This window comes from Streptomyces sp. NPDC096046, assembly GCF_040303285.1.
Lineage (GTDB): Bacteria > Actinomycetota > Actinomycetes > Streptomycetales > Streptomycetaceae > Streptomyces.
In genome coordinates, this window is sequence record NZ_JBEOSZ010000007.1 from 213422 (window position 1) to 238127 (window position 24706).

Below are 24706 nucleotides of genomic sequence, written 5' to 3' on the forward strand. Positions count from 1 at the left end.
GAGACTGTGTCCATGACTCCTACGACGGAGACCATGGTCGGAATCGGCGGCGCCGCGGAGAGCACCGACATGGTGCTCAACATCGGGCCGCAGCACCCGTCCACCCATGGCGTGCTGCGGCTGAAGCTTGTCCTGGACGGCGAACGCATCAGGCACGCGGAGCCGGTGATCGGCTATATGCACCGCGGCGCGGAGAAGCTGTTCGAGGCGCGCGACTACCGCCAGATCATCATGCTCGCCAACCGCCACGACTGGCTGTCGGCGTTCTCCAACGAGCTGGGCGTGGTCCTCGCCGTGGAGCGGATGCTCGGCATGGAGGTGCCCGAGCGCGCGGTGTGGCTGCGCACCCTGCTGGCCGAGCTGAACCGGGTGCTCAACCACCTGATGTTCCTCGGCTCGTACCCGCTGGAGCTCGGCGGCATCACCCCGATCTTCTACGCCTTCCGGGAGCGCGAGGAGCTCCAGCACGTCATGGAGGAGGTCTCCGGCGGGCGGATGCACTACATGTTCAACCGGGTCGGCGGCCTCAAGGAGGACCTGCCGGCCGGGTGGACCACGCGCGCGCGTGCCTCCGTCGCCGATGTGCGCTCCCGGATGGACCGCTTCGACGACCTGGTGCTCGGCAACGAGATCTTCCGGGGCCGCACCCGGGGCGTGGGCGGGCTCACGCCGGAGGCCGTGCACGCCTACGGGGTGAGCGGGCCGATCGGGCGCGCCTCGGGCGTCGACTTCGACCTGCGCCGGGACGAGCCGTACCTCGCCTATGGCCAGCTCCAGGACACCCTGAAGGTGGTCACCCGGCAGGAGGGCGACTGCCTGGCCCGCTTCGAGTGCCTCCTGGAGCAGACGCACAACGCGCTGGACCTGGCCGACGCCTGCCTGGACCGGCTCGCCGAGCTGCCGCCCGGGCCGGTCAACCAGCGGCTGCCGAAGGTCCTGAAGGCGCCCGAGGGCCACACGTACGCCTGGACCGAGAACCCCCTCGGCATCAATGGCTACTACCTCGTCAGCAAGGGCGAGAAGACCCCGTACCGGCTGAAGCTGCGCTCGGCGTCGTACAACAACATCCAGGCGCTGACGGAGCTGCTGCCGGGGACGCTGGTGGCGGACATGGTGGCGATTCTGGGGTCGATGTTCTTCGTGGTCGGGGACATCGACAAGTAGGGCTCATTCCCGGAACGGGTCCGGGATCGCCACCGGCTGTACCAGCCAGCCGAAGTCGCCCAGCCCGCCCGCGGCGGTGAGCTCGGCGGCCTCTCCGGCACGCGCGAGGGCGCGCACGTACCCGGCGGGGTCGGTGGAGGCCAGCGTGAGCGGGGGGCGCGCGCCGGTCACGCCCAGGGCGCGCAGCGCCTCGTGCTGCGGAAGCACCCGCCCGCCGGGCAGCGCGCACGCGTCCAGGGCGACATGGGCGGTGAGGTCGCACGAGCCGTCCGGCACCGGTGTGGTCTCGCGGCCCCCGCGGAAGCCGGTGAGCGTCCCGAACGGCGGCCGGGTGCCCGCCGTGTGCGCGTAGTCCACGGCGACGGCGAGTCCCCGGACGACCGTCGCGACCGCCGCGGCCCAGGCCTCGTCGCGGGGCAGGCCGATCTCGGCCCGCAGTCCCTCCTCGCCGGGCAGCGGCCACCACCGCTCCAGCCACCGCGCCGCCTCCCCGCCCACCGGCTCACCGAGCCGCTCGGTGCCGTCCTCCCGGACCAGCACCCGCCGCGCGACGCCCGCGGCGTCCACCTCGGCGACCTCCACGGGGACGTTGTCCAGCCATTCGTTGGCGATCAGCAGCCCGGTCGTCCCCCGCGGGGGCTCGGCCAGCCACTCGATCCGGTGATCGAGCCCCGCGGGCCGCTCGGCGATCTCGACGGCGTACGCGCGCGTGCGGGCCGCCACATCGGCGGGGAGCGCGGTGAGCACCCCGCCGGCCAGCTCGCCCCGCCCGGCCGCCATGTCGACGAGATCCAGCGCCGCGGGCCGCCCCAGGGCCTCGTCGACCCGGCACAGCAGCCGGGCCACGGCCCCGGCGAACAGTGGCGAGGCGTGCACGGACGTCCGGAAATGTCCGGCCGGCCCCTCCGCGCGCCGGTAGAAGCCCCCCGGCGCGTACAGGGCGTCCTGCGCCGCCGCACGCCACCCGCGCCACTGGTCTCCGGTTCCCGCTGTCACCGGCCCAGGCTAAGCGCACGCAACGTACGCAACTCCACCTTGCGGAGTATGCGCGACGGGTACGGATCGGCCCTCCGGTTGACCCCTGCACCTATCCCGCTTCCCTACGCTGGGTTACGTGCAGCGCCTCTATGACTTCCTCCGCAGGCACCCGACGTGGGTCGACGGCACCTGGGCCGTCGTCCTCCTCGGGATGTCGCTGGTGGGCGGTGTGGGGGGCGGTTACGGACCTCCGGCCGCCGCCGTTCCGCTCGTCCTGCTGCTGTGCCTGGTGATCGCGCTGCGCCGGCGGATGCCGGAGAAGATGCTGCTGCTCGCGGCCGCGGCCGGGGTGGCCCAGCTGATCACCGACGTGGAGATCAGCCCTGCCGACTTCGCCATGCTCGTGATCGTCTACACGGTCGCCGCGGAGGGCGCGCGCTGGGCCTCCCGCTTCGCGCTGGGCGCCGGCCTGTGCGCGGCCCCCCTGGCCCAGGCGCGCTGGCCGAGCGACGAGACCTCCGTCTTCGGCAACATCGTCCTGACCGTCTTCATGGCCGTGCCCTTCGCCCTCGCCTGGGTGCTGGGCGACTCCATGCGCACCCGCCGCGCCTACTTCGCGCAGCTCGAGGAGCGGGCCGCCCGACTGGAGAAGGAGCGCGAGGCGCAGTCCAAGGTCGCCGTCGCCGCCGAACGCGCCCGCATCGCCCGCGAGTTGCACGACGTCGTCGCGCACAACGTCTCGGTGATGGTGGTCCAGGCCGACGGTGCCGCCTACGTCCTCGACGCCGCGCCCGACCAGGCCAAGAAGGCCCTGGAGACCATCTCCTCCACCGGCCGCCAGGCCCTCGCCGAGATGCGCCGCCTGCTGGGCGTGCTGCGCACCGGTGAGCACCAGGAGGCCGGCGAGTACGTGCCGCAGCCCGATGTGCGGCAGATCGAGGACCTCGTCGAGCAGTGCCGCGGTTCCGGACTGCCCGTCGACTTCAAGGTCGAGGGCACGCCCCGCCCGCTGCCCAGCGGCGTCGAGCTCACCGCCTACCGCATCGTGCAGGAGGCGCTCACCAACACCCGCAAGCACGGCGGCGCCAACGCGGGCGCGAGCGTGCGCCTGGTGTACTTCGACGACGGCCTCGGCCTGCTCGTCGAGGACGACGGCAAGGGCGCCCCGCACGAGCTGTACGAGGAGGGCGGGTTCGACGGTCAGGGCCACGGCCTGATCGGCATGCGCGAGCGGGTCGGTATGGTCGGCGGCACCCTGGACGCGGGCCCGCGCCCGGGCGGAGGATTCCGCATCAGTGCCCTGCTGCCGCTCAAACCCGCGCACTGACACCGGCACACGCCCCTTGCTGACACCTGTAACGACCCTTAGGGAAGAGGACCGATGGCGATCCGCGTGATGCTCGTCGACGACCAGGTGCTGCTGCGCACCGGGTTCCGGATGGTGCTCGCCGCCCAGCCGGACATGGAGGTCGTCGCGGAGGCGGGCGACGGTGTCGAGGCCCTCCGGGAACTGCGCACGGCCGAGGTCGACGTGGTGCTGATGGACGTCCGCATGCCGAAGCTCGACGGGGTGGAGACGACCCGGCGGATCTGCGCGGACACCGACCCGCCGAAGGTGCTCATCCTGACCACCTTCGACCTCGACGAGTACGCCTTCTCCGGGCTGAAGGCGGGCGCCTCCGGCTTCATGCTCAAGGACGTGCCGCCGGCCGAGCTGCTGGCCGCGATCAGGGCCGTGCACAGCGGTGACGCCGTCGTCGCGCCCTCCACCACCCGGCGGCTCCTGGACCGCTTCGCGCCCATGCTGCCGGGCACCAAGCAGCCCCAGCACAAGGAGCTGGAGCGGCTCACCGAACGCGAGCGCGAGGTCATGGGGCTGGTCGCGCAGGGCCTGTCCAACGGTGAGATCGCGGCGCGGCTGGTGCTGTCGGAGGCGACCGTGAAGACGCACGTGGGCCGCATCCTGACCAAGCTGGGCCTCAGGGACCGGGTGCAGGTCGTGGTGCTGGCCTACGAGACGGGGCTGGTGCGGGCCGGCGGGCACGGCTGACCCGCCCGCCCGGGCCCGCTACCTGAGGATCCCTCCAGGGACTCGCTGCCGAGCAGGGTCACCAAGGTCACGTCCAGCTGGTGCGGGAGCAGCGGCCGCGGCGGCGGGTGATCAGGCCCGCCTGGTCCACCGCGCCCGCTTGCTCGGCGAGCCCGCCCGGGCCGCGCCGGGCACCCACGACCGGCCGGTGGTACGGGAGCCCACCGCGCCCGCTTGCTCGGCGAGCCCGCCCGGCCCGCGCCGGGCACCCACGACCGGCCGGTGGTACGGGAGCGGCGCGACGAACGGCGCTTCCGTGGGGTCCTGGCGGGCCGCCAGGACCGCTGCCGTTCCGGGAGGCCGTGTGGCGGTGGCGGTGGCGCCGCCTTACCCGTCCCGCTCCGGCAGCCGGGCCACGAACTCGGCCACCGCCGCCTTCACGTCCTCGGCGGTCCACTCCAGTCCTTCGGCCCGCACATGCACCTCCGTGAACGCCAGCCCGGGGCCGCCCCGCTCCCAGCCGCTGCCGAAAAGGACGACCCCCGTCTCCTCGGCCGCGCGGACCGCCGCCTCCGCGAGGACGTCCGGCTCGTAGGGCAGCCACACCTGGAAGTCGTGGGTGTGCGGCGCCTCCGGATGCACGCGCGCCCACGGCACCCCGGCCGCCGCGAACCCCTCGCGCATCGCGGCGGCCACCAGGCGCGCGTGCACCACGTACTCCGGCAGCCGGGGCAGTTGCCGCTCCAGCCCGACCAGCGCCGACAGCACCGTGGGGAACTGCTGGAAGACCATCCCGCCGTACCGGTGCCGCCAGGTCTTCGCCTCCTCGACGAACTCCCTCGGACCCGCGAGCGCCGCGCCCCCGAACGCCTCCAGGGACTTGTAGAACGACACGTAGACGCTGTCGGCCAGGCCCGCGATCTCCTCCAGGGGCCGGCCGAAGTGGACCGTGGACTCCCACAGCCGGGCCCCGTCGAAGTGCACGACCGCGTCCCGTTCCCGCGCGGCCTCCACGACCGCGGTGAGCTCCTCCCAGGTGGGCAGCAGGAAACCGGCGTCCCTGAGGGGCAGTTCCAGCATCAGCGCCCCGAAGGGCTCCTCGAAGTCGCGCACCTCCGCGGCGGTCGGCAGCCGCGGCTCGCTCGTCAGCCGTACCGGGCGCAGACCGCCGACCTCGCTGAACGCGTTCCGCTCGTGCACCTCGGGATGGCTGAGCGCGTGCAGGGCGACCGTCGGGTTCCCGGTGCGGCCGGCCCAGCAGCGCAGGGCCACCTGCTGGGCCATCGTGCCCGTCGGGAAGAACGCGGCGGCCTCGGTGCCGAGCAGCCCGGCCACCTTCGTCTCCAGCGCCTCGACGACACCGCCGCCGTACAGGTCGGACAGTTCGTCCAGGTCGTGCACGCCCGCCGCCTCCTCCAGCACCGCCAGGCGTTCCCGGAGGGTGCGGTGGAAGCCGAAGCGCGCGAACACGCGCCGTGCCGCGCGGTGGGCGGCCAGCCGCCGCTCCCGCAGTCGTGCCCCCCGGTCCTCGTCCGCCCGCCGTCCGTCCGGCTGCCCGTCCTGTTCCGCTGTTGTGTCGGTCATGGCCGGATCCTCCCTCGCCCGCGCGTCGCCGGGCATCCGCATTTCGCTACGCCCTCCCGGGAACGCCGCACGGGCGTGCACAGCCTGTGGACGACCGAACGCCCCTCGAACCGATCGCGTTAACATGACGAGAAATCGTCCGGTACCCGGAGCGGACTGGAACGGGAAGGCCGTCGTCGAGTGAACACAACCCCACAGCCAGACCCCAAGGACCGCCCCGCGCGGCTCACCGTCGGCGTCGTCGGCGCCGGCCGTGTCGGCCCCGCCCTGGCGGCGTCCCTGCAGCTCGCCGGTCACCGCCCGGTCGCCGTCTCGGCGGTCTCGGAGACCTCCCGGCGCCGGGCCGCGCAACTGCTGCCCGAGGTGCCGGTGATGCCGCCCGCCGAGGTCCTGAAGCGGGCCGACCTGGTGCTGCTGACCGTTCCCGACGACGCCCTGCCCGAGCTGGTCACCGGTCTCGCCGACACCGGGTCCGTGCGGCCCGGGCAGCTGCTCGTCCACACCTCCGGCCGGTACGGCGCGCGGGTGCTCGACCCCGCCCTGCGCGCGGGCGCCCTGCCGCTGGCCCTGCACCCCGCGATGACCTTCACCGGCACCCCCGTGGACGTCCAGCGGCTGGCCGGCTGCTCCTTCGGCGTCACCGCCCCCGAGGAGCTGCGCCTGGCCGCCGAGGCCCTGGTCATCGAGATGGGCGGCGAACCGGAGTGGATCGCCGAGGAGAACCGGCCGCTCTACCACGCGGCGCTCGCCCTGGGCGCGAACCACCTGGTCACGCTGGTCGCCCAGTCCATGGAGCTGCTGATCGCGGCCGGGGTGTCGGCCCCCGACCGGATGCTCGGCCCGCTGCTCGGCGCGGCCCTGGACAACGCCCTGCGCTCCGGCGACGCCGCCCTGACCGGCCCGGTCGCACGCGGGGACGCGGGCACGGTCGCCGCGCACGTCACCGAGCTGCGCCGGCACGCCCCGCAGACCGTCGCCGGTTATCTGGCGATGGCCCGCGCGACCGCCGACCGGGCCCTGGCCCACGGCCTGCTGAAGCCGGAACTCGCCGAGGACCTCCTCGGGGTACTCGCCACCGGGACCGACGGCACCGAAGGGGGCGCCCGATGACCACCACCCTGCTGCGCACCGCGGGTGAACTGCGGGCACGCACGCGTGCGGGTCGCCGCGCCGTGGTGATGACCATGGGCGCCCTGCACGAGGGCCACGCCACGCTGATCCGCACCGCGCGCGGCATCGCCGGGCCGGACGGAGAGGTCGTCGTCACCGTCTTCGTCAACCCGCTGCAGTTCGGCGAGGGGGAGGACCTCGACCGTTACCCGCGCACCCTGGACGCCGACATCAAGCTCGCCGAACAATCGGGCGCCGACGTGGTGTTCGCCCCCGCCGTGGACGAGGTGTATCCCGGCGGCGAGCCCCAGGTCCGCATCACCGCCGGCCCCATGGGCGAGCGCCTGGAGGGCTCCTCCCGTCCCGGCCACTTCGACGGCATGCTCACCGTCGTCGCCAAGCTGCTGCACCTCACGCGCCCCGACGTCGCCCTGTACGGGCAGAAGGACGCCCAGCAGCTCGCCCTGATCCGCCGCATGGTGCGGGACCTGAACTTCGGCGTGGAGATCGTCGGTGTGCCCACCGTCCGCGAGGAGGACGGCCTGGCCCTGTCCAGCCGCAACCGCTACCTCTCGGCCGCCGAGCGGCGCACCGCCCTCGCCCTGTCCGGTGCTCTGTTCGCGGGCCGGGACCGGCATGCCGCGCAGGAGGCGCTGCGCGCCCGGGCCCGCGAAGTACCCGCCACACAGGCGCGTGCCGAGGCCCTCAGCGCCATAGGGGAGTCCCGCGCGGCGGCCGACGCGCACGCCGTGGCGACGGCCGTCCCGGGCGGCCCGGCGGCCGTACGCGCGGCCGCCCGCCAGCTCCTCGACGAGGCCGCCCGCCTCGATCCGCCGCTCGCCCTGGACTACCTCGCCCTGGTCGACCCCTCGGACTTCACCGAGATCGGGGACGACTTCACCGGCGACGCCGTCCTCGCCGTCGCCGCCCGGATCGGCACGACCCGGCTGATCGACAACATCCCCCTCACCTTCGGAAGCTTCGGAGCCGCCTCGTGACCACCACAGGCATACGACTGCACGCGCCCGCCCCCGGGTGGTCCATCGCCGCGGACGTGGTCGTCGTCGGCTCCGGCGTCGCGGGCCTGACCGCCGCCCTGCGCTGCGAGGCCGCGGGCCTGCGGACGGTCGTCGTCACCAAGGCCCGTCTCGACGACGGCTCCACCCGCTGGGCGCAGGGCGGCATCGCCGCGGCCCTCGGCGACGGCGACACCCCCGAGCAGCACCTGGACGACACCCTGGTCGCGGGTGCGGGCCTGTGCGACGAGGACGCCGTCCGCCTGCTGGTCACCGAGGGCCCCGACGCCGTACGCCGCCTCATCGAGACCGGCGCCCGGTTCGACGAGTCCGAGGGCGAGCTGGCACTGACCCGCGAGGGCGGCCACCACCGCCGCCGCATCGCCCACGCGGGCGGCGACGCCACCGGCGCCGAGATCTCCCGCGCCCTGGTCGAGGCCGTCCGCGCGCGGGGCATGCGCACCGTCGAGAACGCGCTCGTCCTGGACCTCCTCACGGACGCCGAGGGCCGCACCGCCGGCGTGAGCCTGCACGTCATGGGAGAGGGCCAGCACGACGGCGTCGGGGCCGTCCACGCCCCCGCGGTGGTCCTCGCGACCGGCGGCATGGGCCAGGTCTTCTCGGCGACCACCAACCCGTCGGTGTCGACGGGCGACGGCGTGGCGCTCGCGCTGCGGGCGGGCGCGGAGGTCAGCGACCTGGAGTTCGTCCAGTTCCACCCGACCGTGCTGTTCCTCGGCCCGGACGCGGAGGGCCAGCAGCCCCTGGTCTCCGAGGCCGTGCGCGGCGAGGGTGCCCACCTGATCGACGCCGACGGCGTGCGCTTCATGGTCGGGCAGCACGAACTCGCCGAACTCGCCCCCCGTGACATCGTCGCCAAGGGCATCATGCGCCGCATGCAGGAGCAGGACGCCGAGCACATGTTCCTCGACGCCCGTCACTTCGGCGCCCAGATGTGGGAACACCGCTTCCCGACGATCCTCGCCGCCTGCCGCGCCCACGGCATCGACCCGGTCACCACCCCCGTCCCGGTCGCCCCGGCCGCCCACTACGCCTCCGGCGGCGTACGCACCGACTCCCACGGCCGGACCACCGTCCCCGGCCTGTACGCGTGCGGCGAGGTCGCCTGCACCGGTGTGCACGGCGCCAACCGGCTGGCGTCCAACTCCCTGCTCGAAGGCCTCGTCTACGCCGAGCGCATCGCGGCCGACATCGCGGCGAACGGCCTCCAGGCGCGCGTGCCCGAGCCGGTCCCGCACCCGGAGATCCCCGAGCACCCCCTGCAGACCTCCGAGGCACGCTTCGCGATCCAGCGGATCATGACGGGCGGTGCGGGCGTCCTGCGCTCGGCCGGGTCCCTCGGCAAGGCCGCCGACCAGCTCCAGCGACTGCACACCGACGCCCGGGAAGCCCTCGCCGAGAACGGCAAGACGGCCGAGGCCGGCGTCGACACCTGGGAGGCCACCAACCTCCTGTGCGTGGCCAGGGTCCTGGTCGCCGCCGCCCTGCTGCGGGAGGAGACCCGGGGCTGCCACTGGCGCGAGGACCGCCCCGAGCGCGACGACACCACCTGGCGCCGCCACATCGTCGTGCGCCTCAATCCGGACCGCACGCTGGCCGTGCACACCACGGACGCCACACACTTCCCCGCAACCCTCCCCACCCAGGCCCACCAGGAGCAGTGACCGACGTGAGCACCCCCGACCTTCCCCTCGCCTCCTCCGGAGGCTGCTCAGACGGCTGCGCCTGCGGCGCGGACGACGAGACGTACCTGGAGTGCGGCCTGGACCCCGCACTCGCCCGGCTCCTGGCCGACGCCGGCCTCGACCCCGTCGAGGTCGAGGACATCGCCAACGTGGCCCTCCAGGAGGACCTCGCCCACGGCGTGGACGTGACCACGGTCGCGACCATCCCCGAGGACGCGGTGGCCACCGCCGACTTCACCGCCCGCGAGGCGGGCACGGTGGCCGGCCTGCGTATCGCCGAGGCGGTCATCTCGGTGGTCTGCGAGGAGGAACTCGAGATCGAGCGCCATGCCGAGGACGGCGACCGCGTCGAAGCGGGCCGCAAGCTCCTCTCCGTCACCACCCGCACCCGCGACCTCCTCACGGCCGAGCGCAGCGCGCTGAACATCCTGTGCCGCCTGTCGGGCATCGCGACCGCCACGCGCGCGTGGGCGGACGTCCTGGACGGCACGAAGGCCGAGGTCCGCGACACCCGCAAGACCACCCCGGGCCTGCGCTCCCTGGAGAAGTACGCGGTCCGCTGCGGCGGCGGCGTCAACCACCGCATGTCCCTCTCGGACGCCGCCCTGGTCAAGGACAACCACGTGGTCGCCGCGGGCGGTGTCGCCCAGGCGTTCCAGGCGGTCCGCGAACGCTTCCCGGACGTCCCCATCGAGGTCGAGGTCGACACCCTGCACCAGCTCCGCGAGGTCCTGGACGCCGGGGCCGACCTGATCCTGCTGGACAACTTCACGCCCGCCGAGTGCGCGGAGGCCGTCGAGATCGTCCAGGGCCGCGCCGTCCTGGAGGCCTCGGGCCGCCTGACCCTCGCCAACGCCAAGGCGTACGCGGACACCGGCGTCGACTATCTCGCCGTCGGCGCCCTCACCCACTCCTCGCCGATCCTGGACATCGGCCTGGACCTTCGGCCGGCGGAGTAGGCGGGATACGGGTCATGCTGCTCACGATCGACGTCGGAAACACCCACACCGTCCTCGGCCTGTTCGACGGCGACGAGATCGTCGAACACTGGCGCATCTCCACGGACGCCCGCCGCACCGCCGACGAACTGGCGGTCCTCCTCCAGGGCCTGATGGGCATGCACCCGCTCCTCGGCGACGAGCTGGGCGACGGCATCGACGGCATCGCCATCTGCGCGACCGTCCCCTCGGTCCTGCACGAGCTCCGCGAGGTGACGCGGCGCTATTACGGCGACGTGCCCGCCATCCTCGTCGAGCCGGGCGTCAAGACGGGCGTCCCGATCCTCATGGACAACCCCAAGGAGGTCGGCGCCGACCGCATCATCAACGCGGTCGCGGCGGTCGAGCTCTACGGCGGCCCCGCCATCGTCGTCGACTTCGGCACGGCGACGACGTTCGACGCGGTCAGCGCGCGGGGGGAGTACGTCGGCGGGGTCATCTCGCCCGGCATCGAGATCTCCGTGGAGGCCCTGGGCGTCCGCGGCGCCCAGCTCCGCAAGATCGAGGTGGCCCGGCCCCGCAGCGTCATCGGCAAGAACACGGTCGAGGCGATGCAGTCGGGCGTCATCTACGGCTTCGCCGGCCAGGTCGACGGGGTGGTCAACCGCATGGCCCGCGAGCTGTCGGAGGAGCCCGAGGACGTCACCGTCATCGCGACGGGCGGCCTCGCGCCGCTGGTCCTGGGCGAGTCGTCGGTGATCGACGAGCACGAGCCGTGGCTGACGCTGATCGGGCTGCGGCTGGTGTACGAGCGGAACGTCTCCCGGATGTGAGCCGCCGCGGGCCCCGTCCCCGGCCCCGCCGCCCGACGGGGGCCGGGGCGTCCCGCCCCCCGTCGCGGACGTGCCGGAGACGGCCCGCCCCCGCCGCGGACGTGACGCCCGCCGCGAGCCGCCCCCGTCGCGGACGTGACGCCCGCCGCGAGCCGCCCCCGCCGCGGACGTGACGCCCGCCGCGAGCCGCCCCCGTCGCGGACGTGACGCCCGCCGCGGGCCGCCACGCCCGCGGCAGGGCCGACGGGACGGCGTAGTCCCGCCCGTTCCGTGTGATCCGGCCCGGGAGTCCCCCCGTGTCGGGCACCGCAGGGCTGCCTTCCGGGGGCGAGCGGCGTCAGGGGTGTCCTGGGCCGGGATGGCATAGTCCCGTCCGTTCCGTGTGATCCGGCCCCGGAGTCCCTCCGCGTCGGGCGTCGCAGGGCCAGCCCTGCGGGGCGGGGCGGCGCGAGGCGGTGTCGGGGGCGTTGTGGGCGGGGCTGGTGTAGTCCCGCAGCGTTCCGTGTGATCCGTCCCCGGGGTCCCTCCGCGTCGGGCGCCGCAGGGCCTGCCCTGCCCTGCGGGGCGGGGCGGCGCGAGGCGGTGTCGGGGGCGTTGTGGGCGGGGCTGGTGTAGTCCCGCAGCGTCCCGTGTCATCCGTCCCCGGGGTCCCTCCGGTCGGGCGCCGCAGGGCCAGCCCTGCGGGGCGGGGCGGCGCGAGGCGGTGTCGGGGGCGTTGTGGGCGGCGTTGGTGTAGTCCCGCAGCGTCTCGTGTCATCCGTCCCCGGGGTCCCTCTGCGCCGGGTGCCGCAGGGCCTGCCCTCCGGGGGGCGCCCCGGGAGGGACGGCGTAGTCCCGTCCGTCCCCGCGAAGTCCCGTCCGCCCCGCGACATCCCGCCCCGGAGTCCCCCGCGCCCGGATGCCGCAGGGTCTGCTCTCCGAGGGCGACGCCGTGTCGGGGCGCCCCGGGAGGGACGGCGAAGTCCCGTCCCCCTGGGCGGGACGGCGAAGTCCCGTCCCCCTGGGCGGGACGGGTGGTCCTGCGCGCCACACCCGCCCCCTATGTCGAATTTGTCTGATTAGCGCGTATCGTCGCCACATGCCCACGCCATACGGATCCCGCGGCGGCATGGCGTTCGGCGTGGAGGAGCTGCGTGTGCTCCGCCGCGCTCTCGCCCTCGCCCTCCACCCCACCCCCGCCTCGGCCGACGACGTTCAGGACTGCCTCCGCCTCGCAGAGTCGCTCGACGAGGTGATGCGGGAGGGGGCCAGGCTGCGCGCCTTCCTCGTGGCCGACCTGGGCCGCTACCGCGCCGCCCTGCCCGGTGCCGCCGCCGGCTACCTCGCACTCCTGGACGAGGCGCTGGGCGCCGGCTACCGGCCCCTCCCCGACGACCTCGCCGCCCTGAATGCCCTGCGCGGCAACCCCACCGCGGCGGCCCTGCTGGACCGCTGCGTGGTCACGCCCGTCACCGCCGCCGCCGTCCCCGCGGCCGCCGTCCCGGGCTCCCGTGCCCGCCTCCTGGCCCTCCCGGGAGGCCGCCGCGCCCCCGTCGGCGCCGCCGGGAACGGCCCGGACGAGCAGCCCGAGAAGAAGCCCGCTCGCAAACCGGCCGCCCCGAAGCCCGCCCCGGCCCCGTCCCCCGCGCCCGCCCCGGGCGCCCCGAAGCCCTCCCGTCCGATCCCCACCCCCGGTGAGGTCTTCCCGCGCCGCAAGCCCACTCCGCCGCCCCCGGCGAACCCCCAGCAGCTCGCCGCGGGCTGACGTGGCTACCCTGGATCCATGGACTACGTCTCCGCGCTCCTGCCCCCGGCCGTCATGGCCGTCTTCTTCGTCGGCGTGATCCGGGTGATCGTGAAGACCCAGGGCGGCGCCAACAAGGCCAAGGAGGACGCGGCCGTGGACGCCGCTCTCGCACGCGTGGAGGGCGCCCGCCGGCCCGGCGTCACGCCGCCGAAGGCCGAAGCCTGACCTCATCCTCCGAGGGCGTACGACTCGGCGGGCCCGCACCCCGCGGCGCCCGCACTTCCGGGTCGTACGCCCTTTTTGTTCCCGTTCGCCGGTGAAGCGCACGTCCGCCACGCCATTACCGGGATCTCCCACTATTGTTCTGAGCTGTGCCTCGCCCATTGGGAGAACTCGAAGACGCGGTCATGTCGCGGGTGTGGAAGTGGAACCGCCCGGTGACCGTTCGAGAAGTCCTGGAAGATCTTCAGAAGGAGCGGTCCATCGCGTACACCACCGTGATGACCGTTTTGGACAATCTCCATCAGAAGGGCTGGGTGCGCCGCGAGGCGGAAGGCCGCGCCTATCGATATGAGGCGGTCTCCACCCGCGCCGCCTACGCGGCCGCCCTGATGAACGACGCCTGGTCCCAGAGCGACAACCCCGCCGCCGCTCTCGTCGCCTTCTTCGGCATGATGAGCGAGGAACAGCGGCGGTACCTCAGCGATGCCGTACGCATCGTCCAGGGCCCGGAAACCCGGGAACCGACCGAACCGTCGGAATCCGCAGAACCGGCCGAACGAGCGGAACCCCGGGAAGGACCCCCGGAGAACCCCGCCTCCGCTCGGGGCCACGGCGGGCGATAGCGTCCCGTCATGTCCGCGAAGAGCCCCGAAGTCACCGCAAAAGCCATCACCGTCCGACGGGCCCGCACCAGCGATGTCCCGGCCGTGCGCCGCCTCCTCGACGCCTACGTCCGCGGCGGCATCCTGCTCGACAAAGCAACGGTGACGCTTTACGAGGACATCCAGGAGTTCTGGGTCGCGGAACGGGACGACAACGCCGAGGTCGTCGGCTGCGGCGCGCTGCACGTGATGTGGGAAGACCTCGCGGAAGTCCGCACTCTCGCGGTGAAGCCGGGCCTGAAGGGTGCGGGCGTCGGACACCGGGTGCTGGAGAAGTTGCTGCAGACCGCCCGCTGGCTCGGTGTTCGCCGCGTTTTCTGTCTGACCTTCGAAGTCGACTTCTTCGGCAAGCACGGCTTCGTGGAGATCGGTGAGACGCCCGTCGACACGGATGTCTACGCGGAGCTGCTGCGTTCCTATGACGAGGGCGTCGCGGAGTTCCTGGGACTCGAACGAGTGAAACCGAACACCTTGGGCAACAGCCGGATGCTTCTGCATCTGTGATCGTCGGCCGCAAGTCACTCGCAAGAGGACCGCTCGGTTCGTCACGGCATATTCGCTGCGCCCGCCCCTGCCCAGGTGCCCTATGTCCGAAACGCGCACGTTTCCGGACGGAGCCCGGGCGGCCGGTCTCTGCCGGGGGTTTGTGTTTTTCCGGCAAAAGCGGTTTGCTTTCCGACGTACTGCAGTACTGCATATAACAGGGGACGGCGATACGGCGGACGCCGGCTCACCCCGGTCCTGAAGATATCGATGAAAGGAAATCCGGTGGCACAGAAGGTTCAGGTCCTTCTTGTCGACGACCTCGACGGTGGCGAGGCTGACGAGACCGTGACGTTCGCGCTGGACGGCAAGACGTACGAGATCGATCTCACCACCGCCAATGCGGACAAGCTCCGTGGCCTTCTCGAGCCTTACGTGAAGGGCGGTCGTCGTACCGGAGGCCGTGCTTCGGGCGGGCGTGGAAAGACGCGCGCGGCTGCGAGCGGCAGCCAGGACACCGCGGCGATCCGCGCCTGGGCGAAGGAGAACGGCTACGAGGTCAACGACCGCGGCCGTGTTCCCGCGACCATCCGCGAGGCTTACGAGAAGGCCAACGGCTGAACAGCGGCACTACCGACCCTGCGCACGCATGGCCGGCGGCTGGGCGCTCGCGCGCCGCAGCCGGACCCGGTGGCAGTGGGTCGCCACCGTGTTCACCAGCCGCACGAGATCGGGGGCGTACCCAGCGCCCCCCAGCGCCGACAGCGTCGGCAGCGAGGCCTCGACCTCGCATCCCGGCTCGGGGGGCCGCAGCCACACGGCGGCCCCCTGGGAACCGACCCGTCCCGGAAGGCCGGGTGGCAGCGCGTCCCCGAGCGGTGCGCGTGCGCCGGGGAGTGAGGGGGCCCGCGTCTTGCAGGGCACAACGGCGTTCGGGCCGCAGGGCGCCGGCACCGCCCGCTGCTCGTCGGGCACCGAGGGCGACGGCGCCTCGATGAGGCCGCCCGCACCGATCGGCACCAGGTCCAGCGGCAGGGACCCCCAGTCGAGCCACTCCAGCAGCCCGGGAATCTCCTCCGCGCTGCCCGCGGCCACCAGGAGCAGCATCCGGTCGCCGTGCAGGGCGACGGGAGAGCCCGCCGCCGAGCGCCGCAGGGCCGCGTGCCCCGCCTCCGCCGGCACGTCCAGGACGTCGTACCGCACCCCCACCACCAGCCGCGGCGGTTCGCCGGGCACCGTCGGCCACCCCAGTTCGTTCTCGTACCACCGCCGGACCTGACCGCTCGCGCCGGACGGGTCGAGCGGCCGGCGGGGGAGCGGCACGAGCGGGGTCGCGGACGCGATCACGGGGGGAGAGGTCTGGAACATGCCAAGCGCAACAGACGGAAGGGCATGCGGGTTACGCTGGGTGGCGCCCCGCCCGCACAGAGTCGCGAAACTGGGGCGTGCGCGGGGTGCGGGGAGGCGCAAGGTTGTTCGCCCGTAGCGGAGGGGACGGGGGTGCTCGGCATGGACTTCCGGCCCGTACGGGTAAGACATCCCTAGTGGGAGGGGGCGACACGCAGGAAAGGACGTCTCACGTTCGCCATCGGCGTACTGGCGAGTGGGGTATCTGCCTGGCCTGCGGGAACATCGTCTCGCACCATCGGGTTGGAGCAGATGTCGGCGTTCGGGGTCAGGAGGCCAAGGACGGTGTCGGCAGTTGGAATGAGCGGTCCCCGCTCGCGGGACTAAGCTGCGGAAGGACAGGGAGGGGAAGTTCCCCCCACTGCCTGACCGCTCTGAGGAGCGATTAACGATGTTCGAGAGGTTCACCGACCGCGCGCGGCGGGTTGTCGTCCTGGCTCAGGAAGAAGCCCGGATGCTCAACCACAACTACATCGGCACTGAGCACATCCTCCTGGGCCTGATCCACGAGGGTGAAGGTGTCGCCGCCAAGGCCCTTGAGAGCCTCGGGATTTCGCTCGAGGCGGTCCGCCAGCAGGTGGAGGAGATCATCGGCCAGGGCCAGCAGGCCCCGTCCGGCCACATCCCCTTCACCCCCCGTGCCAAGAAGGTCCTGGAGCTGTCGCTCCGCGAGGCCCTTCAGCTGGGCCACAACTACATCGGCACGGAGCACATCCTGCTCGGCCTGATCCGCGAGGGCGAGGGCGTCGCCGCCCAGGTCCTCGTCAAGCTGGGCGCAGATCTGAACCGCGTGCGGCAGCAGGTCATCCAGCTGCTCTCCGGATACCAGGGCAAGGAGACCGCCGCCGCGGGCGGTCCTGCCGAGGGCACGCCCTCCACGTCCCTGGTCCTCGACCAGTTCGGCCGGAACCTCACCCAGGCCGCTCGTGAGTCCAAGCTCGACCCGGTCATCGGGCGCGAGAAGGAGATCGAGCGGGTCATGCAGGTGCTGTCCCGCCGTACCAAGAACAACCCGGTGCTGATCGGTGAGCCCGGCGTCGGCAAGACCGCCGTCGTCGAGGGCCTCGCCCAGGCCATCGTCAAGGGCGAGGTGCCCGAGACCCTCAAGGACAAGCACCTCTACACCCTGGACCTCGGCGCCCTGGTCGCCGGTTCCCGCTACCGCGGTGACTTCGAGGAGCGCCTGAAGAAGGTCCTCAAGGAGATCCGCACCCGCGGCGACATCATCCTGTTCATCGACGAGCTCCACACGCTGGTCGGTGCGGGTGCCGCCGAGGGCGCCATCGACGCGGCTTCCATCCTGAAGCCGATGCTGGCCCGCGGTGAGCTCCAGACCATCGGCGCGACCACGCTCGACGAGTACCGCAAGCACCTGGAGAAGGACGCGGCCCTCGAGCGCCGCTTCCAGCCCATCCAGGTCGCGGAGCCGTCCCTGCCGCACACGATCGAGATCCTCAAGGGTCTGCGTGACCGGTACGAGGCCCACCACCGCGTCTCCATCACCGACGAGGCGCTGGTCCAGGCCGCCACCCTGGCCGACCGGTACATCTCGGACCGCTTCCTGCCGGACAAGGCGATCGACCTGATCGACGAGGCCGGTTCCCGGATGCGCATCCGCCGGATGACCGCGCCGCCGGACCTGCGCGAGTTCGACGAGAAGATCGCCGGCGTCCGCCGCGACAAGGAGTCCGCGATCGACTCGCAGGACTTCGAGAAGGCCGCCTCCCTGCGCGACAAGGAGAAGCAGCTCCTGGCCGCCAAGGCCAAGCGCGAGAAGGAGTGGAAGGCCGGCGACATGGATGTCGTCGCCGAGGTCGACGGCGAGCTGATCGCCGAGGTCCTCGCGACGGCCACCGGCATCCCGGTCTTCAAGCTGACCGAGGAGGAGTCCAGCCGTCTGCTCCGCATGGAGGACGAGCTCCACAAGCGGGTCATCGGCCAGGTCGACGCCGTCAAGGCGCTGTCGAAGGCGATCCGCCGTACGCGTGCCGGTCTGAAGGACCCCAAGCGCCCCGGTGGCTCGTTCATCTTCGCCGGCCCGTCCGGTGTGGGTAAGACGGAGCTGTCCAAGGCGCTCGCGGAGTTCCTCTTCGGCGACGAGGACGCGCTGATCTCCCTCGACATGTCGGAGTTCAGCGAGAAGCACACGGTCTCGCGTCTCTTCGGTTCGCCCCCCGGCTACGTGGGCTACGAGGAGGGCGGCCAGCTGACGGAGAAGGTCCGCCGCAAGCCGTTCTCGGTCGTCCTGTTCGACGAGGTCGAGAAGGCCCACCCGGACATCTTCAACTCGCTGCTGCAGATCCTGGAGGACGGTCGCCTGACCGACTCCCAGGGCCGGGTCGTGGACTTCAAGAACACGGTCATCATCATGACGACCAACCTCGGCACCCGGGACATCTCCAAGGGCTTCAACCTGGGCTTCGCGGCCCAGGGTGACACCAAGTCCAACTACGAGCGCATGAAGAACAAGGTCTCGGACGAGCTCAAGCAGCACTTCCGGCCCGAGTTCCTCAACCGCGTCGACGACGTGGTCGTCTTCCCGCAGCTCAGCCAGGACGACATCCTCAAGATCGTCGACCTGATGATCGACAAGGTCGACGAGCGCCTGAAGGACCGGGACATGGGCATCGAGCTCTCCCAGTCGGCCAAGGAGCTGCTGTCCAAGAAGGGTTACGACCCGGTGCTGGGTGCGCGTCCGCTGCGTCGCACCATCCAGCGCGAGATCGAGGACTCGCTGTCGGAGAAGATCCTCTTCGGCGAGCTGCGCCCCGGTCACATCGTGGTCGTGGACACGGAGGGCGAGGGCGAGACCAAGACCTTCACCTTCCGCGGCGAGGAGAAGGCGGCTCTCCCGGACGTCCCGCCGATCGAGCAGGCGGCGGGTGGCTCGGGTCCGAACCTGAGCAAGGACGCGTGAGCCTGCGGGGACGCTCCTGACACCAATGTGGGGCCACTGCCTTCGGGCGGTGGCCCCACGTCGTGCTCAGCCCGGCCGGTCCGTCGGCCGCCCCTGTGCACCGGCTCTTGCCTCAGCGCGGTTCCAGGGTGAGGTCCGCGTCCGGGAAGAGTGGCGGCCCGCTCCCGGCCCGCCCGGGTGGAAGAGCTTCTTCTTCAGCGGCGGGGCGACCAGCGAGGTCGCCGGCTCGCCGCCGAGTACCGTCGGATTCCAGCCGCCTCACCCCCGTGATCACGTGAACGGGGGCGAGACGGCCCGCGGTGGACCGGGCCGGTCAGGAAAGCTGCCCGCCGTAGTCCGGCAGCTTGTACGTCTTCTCGGCGTGGCCGCCGGACAGGTCGGTGGCGCTGTTGCCGATGTTCGCGATGATCGTGTAACCCTTGCGCTCGATGTCGACGCGCTGGGCCGTCTTGTAGTCGGCGACGTTCTTGAAGAGGTCGATGAAGTTGCGGACGTAGAGCCCCGAGACCTGGTAGCCGGTCTGCTTCAGGTTGTACTGGGTGAACGAGGCGATGATGTCCGGGCGGGCGGTCACGAAGAACAGGGCGACCCCGCGCTCCTGCGCGTATCTGGCGGCCTCCAGGACCGGTTTGTTGGCCGGCTGGGGGTAGCTGAAGCCGAAGTCGGTCTCCAGCGCCGTGTTGTCGATGTCCAGGACGATCGCCTGCTTCTCGCCGGGCTTCGTGGCCGCGATCCGCTGCTTCAGATAGGGCAGCGCCTGGTCCATCACGGCCTGGCAGTCCTTCTGCCAGGTGCCGTAGTCGACGTCGGCCGCCGCGGCCGTGGCGGCGGCCGTGGAGGCGCGGGTGGCGGTCGTGGCGTCGGCCGGTGCGGCCATCGCCACCAGGGCTGCCGCCGAGGCGGCGGTCACTGATGCACGGCGCAACCAGGGGCGTCGGATCTGCATGTCGTGGGGGTCCTCTCACGTCCGTGACGCTGCCAACATGTCGTGTGCATGCTCGTGCTCGAGGGTGGCGCGAGGGGAACCGTAGGGTTACCGGACGGTAAGTGCCTAGAGGCGTGCGCCACATTTCCGTACGGGTCGGAGAAGGCGCCCGGTGACATGCCGCACAGGTGATATGTCCGGTACTAGCCGGAATAGTGGATAGTGGACCGGGATAAAAGGGATTCCCGCCCCAGAGTGGGGGCGGGAATGCGGGCCGGTGCCCTGATTTGTACCGAATGACAGCTGTGTCAAGAGACGTAGAACACTGAACCACATTACTAATTAGCGTCGTAGGTCATGCTTTTGGGTGTTTGTCGGACTTCGGGTTACCAAGGGATGGCCATCCGGCGGGCGTCAGTGCGTCGGGTGGTTTTCTCCGTCCCCTTCCACACGAGGTTTCGATGTCCCAGCGCGTCACGTCCCGCTCTTCCCGTACGTCCCAGCTCCGCACCCGGGCGACCGTTCTGGCCGCCGGCCTTGGTGTCTCGGTCGCCCTGGGAGCCGGGGTCGCGTCCGCCGCCGACACCACGGCCGCGTCGGCCGCCACCGCCGTCCAGGCCAAGGCCGCCAAGGCCGCTGTCGCGAAGACGGCGGCTGCCAAGAAGGCCAAGCCCACCTGGGTCGACCCGGTGAAGAAGTACACGCTGACCGCGAGCTTCGCCCAGAACGGCGGCATGTGGCAGTCCACCCACAGCGGTCAGGACTTCGCCGTGCCGAGCGGTACCCAGGTCGTCGCCGCCCACGGCGGCACCGTGGTCAAGGCCGGTGGCAACGGTGCCGGTGACGGCCCCGCCTACGGCAACGCCGTCGTGATCAAGCACGGCAACGGCACGTACTCCCAGTACGCCCACCTGTCGAAGATCACCGTGCGGATCGGGCAGATCGTCAAGACCGGCCAGGAGATCGCCAAGTCCGGCAACACCGGCAACTCGAGCGGTCCCCACCTGCACTTCGAGATCCGTACGACCCCGAACTACGGCTCGGCGGTCGACCCGGTGAAGTTCCTGCGCGCCAAGGGCGTGAAGGTCTGACCGACCCTGGACCGCCCAGGCCCGGGGCCGCCCGGGCGCTAGTGCCGCAGCAGGCAACGTTCGCCCCGTCGCGACGCCCGGCACGCACTCTCGCCGCACCGGGCGCAAGCCCAAGTACACCAGTACGAGGGCTTGCACCCGGCACGCCGAGAGCACGCACCGGACGCCGCTCCTTGACGGGCAAACGTTGCCTGCCGCGGCACTAGAAGCCCCCGGCTCTCCGGTGGGCCTGGGTGACCAGGTCCGTGGCGACCTCGAGGACGGCCTTGTTCTTCTCCTCGGGGTCGCCTTCCATGTCCTGCATCAGGAACATCCCGGCGTGCAGGGTGAAGAGTGCGCTGACGCAGCGGACCTGGTCGGCCATGTCCGCATCCGGGTCGATGATGATGTCGCGCAGGCTGCGGATGCGCTCCTTGAAGGAGTCGCCGATACGCAGTTCCCGTACCGTCGCCTGGTTCTCGTGCATGAAGCGGAACAGCGGGGCCGCCTGGGCGAGCGTGTCGGCGTAGCGGCGGACGATCTCCTGCTTGGTCGCGAGGGTGTGCGGCTGCCGCCGGCCCCACTCGATCAGGTCCTCGATCGGCTGCGTCAGGTCCTCGAAGATGCTGACGAGGATTTCTTCCTTCGTCTTGAAGTGGTAGTAGAGCGCCGCCTTGGTGACGTCCAGCTGCTCGGCGATCTCGCGCAGGGACGTCTTCTCGTAGCCCTGCTGCGCGAAGAGTTCGAGGGCTACGTCCTGGATGCGCCGACGGGTGTCCCCGCGGCGTCGCTGCCTGGTGCCGTCCATGGTGCCGCCCATCCTCCTACGCCGCCCGCTTTCCATAAAACTTACTTGACGCCCGGCTAGTTCCGCGGCTAGCTTCCGAGCGTATTCGCTAGCCGGGCGGCAAGTAAGTAGCAGTGGTGAGTAGCGGTAGCTGGGGGAGTGGGAAGCGATGACGGACACGACGGACACACCGGTGGCCGACGCCGGGGGAAAACAGCCGAAGAGCGTGCGGGTCGTCCTGCTCGCGCTGATGATCGCGATGATGCTCGCGATGCTCGACAACATGATCATCGGCACGGCGATGCCGACGATCGTCGGTGAGCTGGGCGGGCTCGAACACCTCTCCTGGGTCGTCACCGCCTACACCCTCGCCACCGCGGCCTCCACCCCGCTGTGGGGCAAGCTCGGCGACATGTACGGCCGCAAGGGCACGTTCCTGTCGTCCATCGTCCTGTTCCTGGTCGGCTCCGTACTCAGCGGCATGGCCCAGGACATGGGCCAGCTGATCGGCTTCCGCGCCGTGCAGGGCCTGGGCGCCGGCGGTCTGATGGTCGGCGTCATGGCGATCATCGGCGACCTGATCCCGCCCCGGGAGCGCGGCAAGTACCAGGGCATGATGGCCGGCGTCATGGCGCTGGCGATGATCGGCGGTCCGCTGGTCGGCGGCACCATCACCGACAACTGGGGCTGGCGCTGGGCCTTCTACATCAACCTCCCCCTCGGCGCGGTCGCGCTGGTCGCCGTCAGTGCCGTGCTGCACCTGCCGAAGAGGCGTTCCGAGGCGCGCATCGACTACCTGGGCGCCGGGCTGCTGACCGTCGGCATCACCGCGATCGTGCTCGTCACGACGTGGGGCGGGACGGAGTACGCCTGGAGCTCCGCGCGGATCATGGAACTGATCGGCATCGGGGTCGCCGCGCTCGTCGGGTTCGTGTTCTGGCAGACCAGAGCGGCCGAGCCGGTGGTGCCGCTGCACATCTTCCGCAGCCTGAACTTCACGCTGATGTCGGTCATCGGCTTCATCACCGGCTTCGTGATGTTCGGTGCCACGCTCTTCCTGCCGCTGTACCAGCAGTCCGTGCAGGGGGCCTCCGCGACGAACTCCGGGCTGCTGCTCCTGCCGATGCTCGGCGCGATGCTCGTGACCTCGATGATCGCCGGGCGGGTGACCACGAACACCGGCAGGTACAAGGTCTTCCCGATCACCGGCAGCGTGCTGATGATCGTCGGGCTCTACCTGCTGTCCACCATGGACACCGGGACCTCCCGGCTGACCTCCGGTGTCTTCATGGCCGTGGTCGGGCTCGGCATGGGCTGCCTGATGCAGATCACCATGCTGGTCGCGCAGAACAGCGTGGAGATGAAGGACATGGGCGTGGCGTCCTCGTCGACGACCTTGTTCCGTACGCTCGGTTCCTCCTTCGGCGTCGCGATCATGGGCGCGCTGTTCAACCACCGCGTCCAGGACGTCATGACCGAGCGGGCCGGTGCGCTGGGGTCCACGGTGACCGAGCAGTCGGCGCAGCTCGACGCGAAGAGCCTGGAGAAGCTCCCGGTACTGGCCCGGGAGGCGTACCAGCACGCGGTGTCCGCCGGTACGCACTCGGCGTTCCTGCTCGGGGCCGTGGTGGCGGTGGTCGCACTCGCGGCGGCCGTGTTCGTCAAGGAGGTGCCGCTCAAGGGAGCGGGACCGAAGGAGGACGGCGCGCCGGACGCCCCGGCGGCGCAGCCGCCCCTGGTCGAGGCCGTCTGACCGCCGAGGCCCTCCGAACGCGCCGCACAAGGCCCCCGGGAGTGTCGGGGATTCCAGGGGTCTGCGCCATGCCCGGCCGCGAGCCGGAGCCGCAGCCATGAGAACGGGTCCCTGCGGCGGGACAGAACAACCGGAAGGCAGCTCGGCAGGGCGTCGGCCGGACCCCGGGCCACGACCACCGGAACCTGGGTCGGCATCGATGTCAGACCCCCGTGCCACCATCGGTCGTATGGACAAGACGCGCCAGGTCCGGCTCGCCAAGGACGCCATGGACCGGGACTGGGCCGACCCCGGGCTCGACCTGGACACCGTGGCCGCGCACGCCGGGTACTCGCGCTACCACTTCATCCGCGCCTTCAAGGAGGCGTACGGCGAGACCCCCGGCCAGTACCTCACGCACCGCCGCATAGAACGCGCCGAGGACCTGCTGCGCACGGCGAACCTGTCGGTGACGGAGATCTGCCACCTGGTCGGCTACAGCAGCGTCGGCACGTTCTCGGCCCGGTTCAAGGCCTGGACGGGCCTGACGCCCAGCGAGTACCGGACCAAGCACGTGGGCCGGGGCGCCGCCCTCATACCCGGCTGCTACGCCATGCTCTGGGCCGGCGGCTTCCGTCCCGCCCCCGGCGCCGGCAAGCGGCGCAATTCCGGAGAAGCGGGCTGACACCACCGCTGCCTACCGTGGCAGGACAGGCACATCCGGCCGCGAAGCCAGAGCAGGAGCACGCCATGATCAAGGGTCTCGCCATCTCGACCGTCTGGGTCCTCGACCAGGACCGGGCCAAGGAGTTCTACACGGAGAAACTGGGCCTGGAGGTCCGTACGGACATGACCATGGGCGAGGGCGGCATGCGCTGGCTCACGGTCGGTTCGCCGAACCAGCCCGAGGTCGAGCTGACGCTGATGGTGCCCGGCGGACCCGCGATGGACCCCGAGTCCGCCGAGATGCTCCGCAAGCTGGTGACGAAGGGCGCGCTCGGCGCGGGCGTGCTGACCACCGACGACATCCACGGCGACTACAAGAAGCTCAAGGACCGGGGCGTGGAGTTCCTCCAGGAGCCGCAGGAGCGCCCGTACGGCACGGAGGCGCTGTTCCGCGACGACTCCGGGAACTGGTTCTCCTTCACCCAGCCCCGCGAGGGCGGCCTCGACATGGACCAGGACTGGACCTGCTGAAACGACCGGCGGTCCAGTGCCGCGGCGGGCAACGTCGCCCGTCGCGACGCCCGGCACGCTCCCCCTTCCCGGCTCCACTCGAACGGGAGGGACACCCAACGGCGCACCGGCCGGAAGCCCACGTACGTCCAGTCGAGCCCGAGGAAGTCGCCGCCATCACGGCCATCCTCCTGGCCCGCGCCGCCGCCCGCCCCACCGACCCGGCCCCGGCCCACCGCGG

Annotated in this window: 23 protein-coding genes; 18 read left to right on the top strand and 5 right to left on the bottom strand. The window is 71.7% G+C overall.

Features of this window, described 5'->3' with window-relative positions:
* The first annotated feature begins 12 nt into the window (after positions 1–12).
* The gene (locus ABTX62_RS09350; RefSeq protein WP_352115583.1) at positions 13–1164 is read left to right on the top strand and encodes an NADH-quinone oxidoreductase subunit D; all 1152 of its coding nucleotides are present in this window, start codon (positions 13–15) and stop codon (positions 1162–1164) included.
* 3 nt (positions 1165–1167) lie between these two features.
* Here the strand turns inward: ABTX62_RS09350 and ABTX62_RS09355 are convergent, their stop codons facing one another.
* Positions 1168–2160, bottom strand: coding sequence for an SAM-dependent methyltransferase (locus ABTX62_RS09355; RefSeq protein ID WP_352115584.1), 993 nt, complete (start codon positions 2158–2160; stop codon positions 1168–1170).
* A gap of 118 nt (positions 2161–2278) precedes the next feature.
* Between ABTX62_RS09355 and ABTX62_RS09360 the strand changes: the two genes are divergently transcribed.
* A complete protein-coding gene (locus ABTX62_RS09360; protein WP_352115585.1) occupies positions 2279–3469 on the top strand; it encodes a sensor histidine kinase in 1191 nt (396 codons plus the stop codon).
* 54 nt (positions 3470–3523) lie between these two features.
* A complete protein-coding gene (locus ABTX62_RS09365) occupies positions 3524–4192 on the top strand; it encodes a response regulator (protein ID WP_352115586.1) in 669 nt (222 codons plus the stop codon).
* A 366-nt stretch (positions 4193–4558) separates the two neighbouring features.
* Here ABTX62_RS09365 and ABTX62_RS09370 read toward each other — a convergent pair whose 3' ends face one another.
* A complete protein-coding gene (locus tag ABTX62_RS09370) occupies positions 4559–5755 on the bottom strand; it encodes a threonine aldolase family protein (RefSeq protein WP_352115587.1) in 1197 nt (398 codons plus the stop codon).
* 180 nt (positions 5756–5935) lie between these two features.
* Here ABTX62_RS09370 and ABTX62_RS09375 point away from each other — a divergent pair, with 180 nt between their 5' ends.
* From ABTX62_RS09375 to ABTX62_RS09420, 10 genes are all read left to right on the top strand, one after another.
* A complete protein-coding gene (locus tag ABTX62_RS09375) occupies positions 5936–6865 on the top strand; it encodes a Rossmann-like and DUF2520 domain-containing protein (RefSeq protein WP_352115588.1) in 930 nt (309 codons plus the stop codon).
* Positions 6862–7863: a pantoate--beta-alanine ligase gene (panC, locus tag ABTX62_RS09380; RefSeq protein WP_352115589.1), complete on the top strand. Its 1002-nt coding sequence runs from the start codon at positions 6862–6864 to the stop codon at positions 7861–7863. Before ABTX62_RS09375 ends, panC begins: the two co-directional genes overlap by 4 nt.
* Positions 7860–9566 (top strand): L-aspartate oxidase, encoded by a 1707-nt coding sequence (locus tag ABTX62_RS09385; RefSeq protein WP_352115590.1) that lies wholly within the window; start codon positions 7860–7862, stop codon positions 9564–9566. The genes panC and ABTX62_RS09385 overlap by 4 nt, the downstream gene beginning before the upstream one ends.
* A gap of 5 nt (positions 9567–9571) precedes the next feature.
* Positions 9572–10546: a carboxylating nicotinate-nucleotide diphosphorylase gene (gene nadC / locus ABTX62_RS09390; RefSeq protein ID WP_352115591.1), complete on the top strand. Its 975-nt coding sequence runs from the start codon at positions 9572–9574 to the stop codon at positions 10544–10546.
* A gap of 14 nt (positions 10547–10560) precedes the next feature.
* Complete coding sequence (locus tag ABTX62_RS09395) at positions 10561–11358, top strand: type III pantothenate kinase (protein ID WP_283967926.1); 798 nt, start codon at positions 10561–10563, stop codon at positions 11356–11358.
* A 1108-nt stretch (positions 11359–12466) separates the two neighbouring features.
* Entirely contained in the window at positions 12467–13102 is a 636-nt protein-coding gene (locus ABTX62_RS09400) for a hypothetical protein (RefSeq protein WP_352115612.1), read from the top strand.
* A gap of 18 nt (positions 13103–13120) precedes the next feature.
* Complete coding sequence (locus tag ABTX62_RS09405; RefSeq protein WP_352115592.1) at positions 13121–13309, top strand: hypothetical protein; 189 nt, start codon at positions 13121–13123, stop codon at positions 13307–13309.
* Positions 13310–13491: 182 nt separating this feature from the next.
* Positions 13492–13929 (top strand): BlaI/MecI/CopY family transcriptional regulator, encoded by a 438-nt coding sequence (locus tag ABTX62_RS09410; RefSeq protein WP_502997922.1) that lies wholly within the window; start codon positions 13492–13494, stop codon positions 13927–13929.
* Between the two features lie 9 nt (positions 13930–13938).
* The gene (locus ABTX62_RS09415) at positions 13939–14472 is read left to right on the top strand and encodes an amino-acid N-acetyltransferase (protein WP_352115594.1); all 534 of its coding nucleotides are present in this window, start codon (positions 13939–13941) and stop codon (positions 14470–14472) included.
* Between the two features lie 264 nt (positions 14473–14736).
* Positions 14737–15072: a histone-like nucleoid-structuring protein Lsr2 gene (locus ABTX62_RS09420; RefSeq protein WP_352115595.1), complete on the top strand. Its 336-nt coding sequence runs from the start codon at positions 14737–14739 to the stop codon at positions 15070–15072.
* Between the two features lie 9 nt (positions 15073–15081).
* Here the strand turns inward: ABTX62_RS09420 and ABTX62_RS09425 are convergent, their stop codons facing one another.
* On the bottom strand, positions 15082–15819 hold the full coding sequence (locus ABTX62_RS09425) for an SCO3374 family protein (RefSeq protein WP_352115596.1): 738 nt from the start codon (positions 15817–15819) through the stop codon (positions 15082–15084).
* A 430-nt stretch (positions 15820–16249) separates the two neighbouring features.
* Here ABTX62_RS09425 and ABTX62_RS09430 point away from each other — a divergent pair, with 430 nt between their 5' ends.
* Entirely contained in the window at positions 16250–18775 is a 2526-nt protein-coding gene (locus tag ABTX62_RS09430) for an ATP-dependent Clp protease ATP-binding subunit (RefSeq protein WP_283967920.1), read from the top strand.
* A 313-nt stretch (positions 18776–19088) separates the two neighbouring features.
* On the opposite strand, the gene ABTX62_RS09435 is transcribed toward ABTX62_RS09430, so the two are convergent.
* Complete coding sequence (locus tag ABTX62_RS09435; RefSeq protein ID WP_352115597.1) at positions 19089–19721, bottom strand: HAD family acid phosphatase; 633 nt, start codon at positions 19719–19721, stop codon at positions 19089–19091.
* A 440-nt stretch (positions 19722–20161) separates the two neighbouring features.
* On the opposite strand from ABTX62_RS09435, the gene ABTX62_RS09440 reads away from it, so the two are divergent.
* A complete protein-coding gene (locus ABTX62_RS09440) occupies positions 20162–20791 on the top strand; it encodes a M23 family metallopeptidase (protein WP_352115598.1) in 630 nt (209 codons plus the stop codon).
* Between the two features lie 202 nt (positions 20792–20993).
* On the opposite strand, the gene ABTX62_RS09445 is transcribed toward ABTX62_RS09440, so the two are convergent.
* Positions 20994–21590 (bottom strand): TetR/AcrR family transcriptional regulator, encoded by a 597-nt coding sequence (locus tag ABTX62_RS09445; RefSeq protein WP_352115599.1) that lies wholly within the window; start codon positions 21588–21590, stop codon positions 20994–20996.
* A gap of 136 nt (positions 21591–21726) precedes the next feature.
* Between ABTX62_RS09445 and ABTX62_RS09450 the strand changes: the two genes are divergently transcribed.
* The 3 genes from ABTX62_RS09450 to ABTX62_RS09460 all read left to right on the top strand — a co-directional run bounded on the left by ABTX62_RS09450 (position 21727) and on the right by ABTX62_RS09460 (position 24486).
* Positions 21727–23310 carry an MDR family MFS transporter gene (locus ABTX62_RS09450; protein ID WP_352115600.1) on the top strand — a complete coding sequence of 528 codons (1584 nt, stop codon included), beginning with the start codon at positions 21727–21729 and terminating at the stop codon, positions 23308–23310.
* Between the two features lie 229 nt (positions 23311–23539).
* Entirely contained in the window at positions 23540–23974 is a 435-nt protein-coding gene (locus ABTX62_RS09455; RefSeq protein WP_352115601.1) for a helix-turn-helix transcriptional regulator, read from the top strand.
* Between the two features lie 65 nt (positions 23975–24039).
* Positions 24040–24486, top strand: a complete 447-nt coding sequence (locus ABTX62_RS09460; protein WP_033310356.1) for a VOC family protein — start codon at positions 24040–24042, stop codon at positions 24484–24486.
* The last annotated feature ends 220 nt before the right edge of the window (positions 24487–24706 follow it).

Coding starts and splice junctions, on each gene's coding strand:
- ABTX62_RS09350 (WP_352115583.1), top strand. CDS start 13: ATGACTCCTACGACGGAGACCATGGTCGGAATCGGCGGCGCCGCGGAG.
- ABTX62_RS09365 (WP_352115586.1), top strand. CDS start 3,524: ATGGCGATCCGCGTGATGCTCGTCGACGACCAGGTGCTGCTGCGCACC.
- ABTX62_RS09370 (WP_352115587.1), bottom strand. CDS start 5,755: ATGACCGACACAACAGCGGAACAGGACGGGCAGCCGGACGGACGGCGG.
- panC (WP_352115589.1), top strand. CDS start 6,862: ATGACCACCACCCTGCTGCGCACCGCGGGTGAACTGCGGGCACGCACG.
- ABTX62_RS09395 (WP_283967926.1), top strand. CDS start 10,561: ATGCTGCTCACGATCGACGTCGGAAACACCCACACCGTCCTCGGCCTG.
- ABTX62_RS09400 (WP_352115612.1), top strand. CDS start 12,467: ATGGCGTTCGGCGTGGAGGAGCTGCGTGTGCTCCGCCGCGCTCTCGCC.
- ABTX62_RS09405 (WP_352115592.1), top strand. CDS start 13,121: ATGGACTACGTCTCCGCGCTCCTGCCCCCGGCCGTCATGGCCGTCTTC.
- ABTX62_RS09410 (WP_502997922.1), top strand. CDS start 13,492: ATGTCGCGGGTGTGGAAGTGGAACCGCCCGGTGACCGTTCGAGAAGTC.
- ABTX62_RS09415 (WP_352115594.1), top strand. CDS start 13,939: ATGTCCGCGAAGAGCCCCGAAGTCACCGCAAAAGCCATCACCGTCCGA.
- ABTX62_RS09425 (WP_352115596.1), bottom strand. CDS start 15,819: ATGTTCCAGACCTCTCCCCCCGTGATCGCGTCCGCGACCCCGCTCGTG.
- ABTX62_RS09430 (WP_283967920.1), top strand. CDS start 16,250: ATGTTCGAGAGGTTCACCGACCGCGCGCGGCGGGTTGTCGTCCTGGCT.
- ABTX62_RS09435 (WP_352115597.1), bottom strand. CDS start 19,721: ATGCAGATCCGACGCCCCTGGTTGCGCCGTGCATCAGTGACCGCCGCC.
- ABTX62_RS09440 (WP_352115598.1), top strand. CDS start 20,162: ATGTCCCAGCGCGTCACGTCCCGCTCTTCCCGTACGTCCCAGCTCCGC.
- ABTX62_RS09445 (WP_352115599.1), bottom strand. CDS start 21,590: ATGGGCGGCACCATGGACGGCACCAGGCAGCGACGCCGCGGGGACACC.
- ABTX62_RS09450 (WP_352115600.1), top strand. CDS start 21,727: ATGACGGACACGACGGACACACCGGTGGCCGACGCCGGGGGAAAACAG.
- ABTX62_RS09455 (WP_352115601.1), top strand. CDS start 23,540: ATGGACAAGACGCGCCAGGTCCGGCTCGCCAAGGACGCCATGGACCGG.
- ABTX62_RS09460 (WP_033310356.1), top strand. CDS start 24,040: ATGATCAAGGGTCTCGCCATCTCGACCGTCTGGGTCCTCGACCAGGAC.